At 27.0% G+C, this 4,377-nt stretch carries 3 protein-coding genes; all 3 read right to left on the bottom strand.

Features of this window, described 5'->3' with window-relative positions; genetic code table 11:
* Positions 1-153: 153 nt before the first annotated feature.
* The gene (locus GBZ86_RS13130; RefSeq protein ID WP_152891343.1) at positions 154-1,848 is read right to left on the bottom strand and encodes a M3 family oligoendopeptidase; all 1,695 of its coding nucleotides are present in this window, start codon (positions 1,846-1,848) and stop codon (positions 154-156) included.
* A gap of 30 nt (positions 1,849-1,878) precedes the next feature.
* Complete coding sequence (locus tag GBZ86_RS13125) at positions 1,879-2,442, bottom strand: 5-formyltetrahydrofolate cyclo-ligase (RefSeq protein ID WP_152891341.1); 564 nt, start codon at positions 2,440-2,442, stop codon at positions 1,879-1,881.
* 150 nt (positions 2,443-2,592) lie between these two features.
* Positions 2,593-4,227, bottom strand: a complete 1,635-nt coding sequence (locus tag GBZ86_RS13120) for a peptide ABC transporter substrate-binding protein (RefSeq protein WP_152891339.1) — start codon at positions 4,225-4,227, stop codon at positions 2,593-2,595.
* Positions 4,228-4,377 lie beyond the last annotated feature (150 nt).

Raw genomic sequence — 4,377 nt, 5'->3', positions numbered from 1 at the left:
TTTAAGGGGCTACGCCGCATTTTTCTATAGACTTGTCAAGTTTTTTCTGAAAAAAAGAGCAAGATATATTTCTATACCTTGCAATTCTAAAATAAACAATATAACTTTTCTTAACTTAATGACATTGAGTTTTTTACTAAGTCTTTTTTATATTTAAAATTTACTATCGTCAATTTCACTTAAATATTTATCAATATCATTTATTATATCTTGTATGCAATTCTCATCAAATGGTGATTTTAAATTAGCATACTTAACTAAATCTAAGAATGTTTTAGTTCCTCCAATACTACAAAGATTTAAATAATCATTCCATGTTTCTTTATGATTTTCTCTATCTCTTTTCCAAAATTGTAATGCACAAATTTGTGCTAATGTATAATCTATATAATAAAATGGATATAAAAAGATGTGCAACTGTTGCAACCACCAATTACCTCTTTCTAAGAAATCACATTCACTATAATTTTTATGTGGTAAATATTTTTTTTCTATTCTTCTCCAAGCTTCTTTTCTTTCTTTAGGAGTTATATGAGGATTTTTATAAATATAATGTTGAAATTCATCTACTGTTATACCATATGGAATAAACTTTAATGCACTTCCTAAGTGATAATATTTATATTTATCTGTATCCTCTTCAAAAAATAAATTCATCCAAGGCCAAGTAAAAAATTCCATACTCATAGAGTGTATCTCACAACTTTCATATGTTGGATTAGAGCACTCTGGCATCTCAATCCAATTACTTTTATAACTTTGAAAAGCATGTCCTGCTTCATGAGTTAATACATCTACATCACCAGCTGTTCCATTAAAATTTGAAAATATGAATGGTGCTTTATAATCTGGAAAATTAGTACAATAACCTCCACTAGCTTTACCTTTCTTTGATACCAAATCCATTAACTCATTTTCTACCATAAAACTAAAAAATTCTTTTGTATCAGGAGATAATTCTGAATACATTTTTATTCCATTATTAATAATCCATTGCTCATTACCTTTTGGTGTAGGATTTCCACTAATAAATTCAAATTTTTCATCATAATAACTTAAATTGTTTAATCCTAATCTTTTAGCTTGTCTATTGTATAATTTATTATTTATTGGAACTATATATTTCTTAACTTGATCTCTAAATTTTTTAACCATGCTTTCATCATAGTCAAATCTTTCCATTCTTATATATCCTAATTCAATAAAATTATTATATCCTAACTTTTTAGCTATTCTATCTCTAACTATTACCAATTGATGAAACATTCTATCTAATTCATCTTCATTTTCCACATAAAAATTATATTTAGATTCCAAAGCTTCTTTTCTAACTTGTCTATCTTTAGATAATGTAAAAGGAGTTAATTCTGATAATGTTCTGTACTCACCATTAAATAAAATTTTTGCTGATGCTATAAGTTTTTGATATTCTGAACTTAATTTATTCTCTAATTGCATATCTTCAATAACTTCATTAGAAAATCCTTTTAATGCGAATTCAGCAGCTTTAATTATTTTTTCTCCATACTCTTTAATTATTTTTTCTTTATGTTTAGATGTAATCAATACCTTATAAAAATTAGTATTTAGTTCCTCAAATAAAGGATCAATTTCATCTGCAAATTCTTTTTCTTTTTCATAAAATTTATCTTCAGTATTTATTGTGTATCTAACATTAGCAATATTCAACATAGTATTTACACGGTTTCTTATACTATTTATATTGCTTATTATATTTTTTGCATTATCCCACTTTTCTTCTTTTTCTAATTTTTGAATTAAACTATTTATTTCATAACTTACCTGTTCATAATTTGGTCTTTCATAAACAAAATCTTTAAACTTCATATAGTCCCCCCTTATTTAATTAACTTTTAACTATACTATATTTATTATTGTTTTATTAGTAATTATTCCATTTATTACTTTATCAAAATCTTCAATTTCTATTTCTTCAACTACTTGAAAGTCATAGCAAAGAGCTATTCTATTTTCAATATGATGTTTATCTAAAAATGTATCATAAAATCCACCACCATATCCAACTCTATTACCATCTCTATCAAAAGCCAACCCTGGTAAAATTACTAGATCTATTTCATTACTTAAATCAATGTTATTTATATTAGGTTCTAATATACCAAAAGCTCCACTTTCATTTAAATCTAATAAAGACTTAATTTCTAATGCTTTCATTTCTCTAACTCCAGGTAAAACTTTAGGTACCGCAACTTTTTTTCCTACTCTTAATGCCTCTTTAATAATAGCTAATGTATCTATTTCTGAGTCCATATTTACATAAATAAATATAACTTTACTTTTTTTAAAATATTCACTTTCTATAAAATTTATTTTTATTTTATTATCTAAAATTTTTTTATCATTACTCTTTAAAGAGTTTCTTTTTTTCTTTATATACAATCTTAAATCTTCTTTTTTCATAGCATCCTCCAAAACTATCTATTTATAAACATATACTTTATTTTGTTAATATTCTTTAATAATAATCAAATTCCTTTTATATAAATTCTAATTTTTTTTACTTATTTAAAAAAGGTTCTATATTAAAATATAGAACCTTTTTACTATTAATTATTTTTCTATTGATGCATTTTTAAAACTTATTTTTCCTAATTGAGAAACTTCTACTCCTTTAACATATGGTTGAATTCCTTTTGGTTGAGTATAGTAATATAATGGTATTATTGGCATATCTGACATTAATATATCTTCTGCTTTATTTAATAGTTCTTTTCTCTTATTAGTATCAACTTCTTTTTTAGCATCTTCTATTGATTTATCATACTCTGCACTGCTATATCCTGAATCATTATTACCATTACCAGTTGTCCACATATCTAAAAACGTCATTGGATCTACATAATCTCCAACCCAACCATGTCTAGCAATTTGATAGTTTAAGTTATTTCTTGTATCTAAAAATACTTTCCATTCTTGATTTTGTAATTCTACATTAACACCAATTTCTTTCCACATAGCTTGAACAGCTTGAGCAACATCACCATGAGCTCCTTCTGTATTGTACATAAGAGTTAACGTAGGTAACCCTTCACCATTTGGATAACCTGCTTCTTCTAATAACTTTTTAGCTCCTTCAATATCTCCTTCTGATTTAAAATATTCTTTAGTAAATTGTTTTCCATTTTCATCTTCTATACTTGTTGGAACAAAGCTTGCTGCTGGAGTTTGTCCACCTTTAGTTACATTTTCAACTATAGCTTCTCTATTAATAGCCATATTTAAAGCTTGTGTTACTTTTGGATTTTTTAAGGCATCATTACCTTGTCCCTTCCCACTTACGTTAACTATATAGAAATATGTTCCTATTTGTGGAAATATTTTAGCTATTCCATTATTTACAGCATTTTGTATTTCTGCTGTTGGCAATGAATTTAACATATCTATTTCCTCTGATTGGAATGAAGCAAATGCTGATGTATCTTCAGATATCATTCTCATTTCAAGTTCTTCTAAATTAACTTCATCTGTATCCCAATAATTTTCATTCTTTTCAAATACAAATGCATCTTTCATTCTCCATTCAACTAATTTAAAAGGACCATTAGAAACATAAGTTTTTGCATCTGTTGCCCATCCATCATTACCTGCAACAATATCTTCTCTTACTGGTAAATAAGTTGTAAAAGCCGTTAACTCTAAGAAATATGGTGTTGGATTTACTAATTTAACCTCTAAAGTTTTATCATCTAAAGCCTTTATTGCTACTTTATCGGCATCTCCTTTACCTTTATTATATTCTTCTGCTCCTTCAATATAATATAATTGATATGCATATTCTGCTCCCGTTTTAGGGTCTAATGCTCTTTTCCATGCATATTCAAAATCCTTAGCTGTAACCGGTTGTCCATCTGACCATTTTGCATTATCTCTTAAATGGAAAGTATAAGTTAACTTATCATCTGAAATCTCCCATTTTTCAGCTACTCCTGGTTTTGCTTTATCTTCTGAATCTAATGAACATAATCCTTCAAAAGCATTTCCTATTACAGTACTAGCTCCACTACTAGTATTTAATGCTGGATCTATTGTTTTAGGATCTTCACCTAAATTAAACACTAATTTTTGCTCTGTTACTCCACCTTCTGATGAAGAACCACTCTCTCCACCACAACCAACTAGCACACTTCCTGATAAAGCTGCCACTAAAGTAACTGCTAAAAGTTTTTTTAGTCTTACTAACTTCATATTTTTGCCCCCCTAAAATTTATGTTAGTGTAAAGTTTCTACACTACTTTTCTTTTTAAAATCTTTATATATCAAGGTTTCGAAAGTTTTTTTGCATAAAAAAACAACGACCCCCTAATTTCATGTTAAAATTGAATCTCAAAACCACAA

Origin of the sequence: Clostridium tarantellae, from assembly GCF_009295725.1 — a bacterium.
In the GTDB taxonomy this organism is placed as follows: domain Bacteria; phylum Bacillota; class Clostridia; order Clostridiales; family Clostridiaceae; genus Sarcina; species Sarcina tarantellae.
This window is presented reverse-complemented; position numbering and strand designations above follow the sequence as displayed.

What these genes read in the sequence shown, in the direction of transcription:
- GBZ86_RS13125 (WP_152891341.1), bottom strand. Translation starts at nt 2,442, where the DNA reads ATGAAAAAAGAAGATTTAAGATTGTATATAAAGAAAAAAAGAAACTCT.
- GBZ86_RS13130 (WP_152891343.1), bottom strand. Translation starts at nt 1,848, where the DNA reads ATGAAGTTTAAAGATTTTGTTTATGAAAGACCAAATTATGAACAGGTA.
- GBZ86_RS13120 (WP_152891339.1), bottom strand. Translation starts at nt 4,227, where the DNA reads ATGAAGTTAGTAAGACTAAAAAAACTTTTAGCAGTTACTTTAGTGGCA.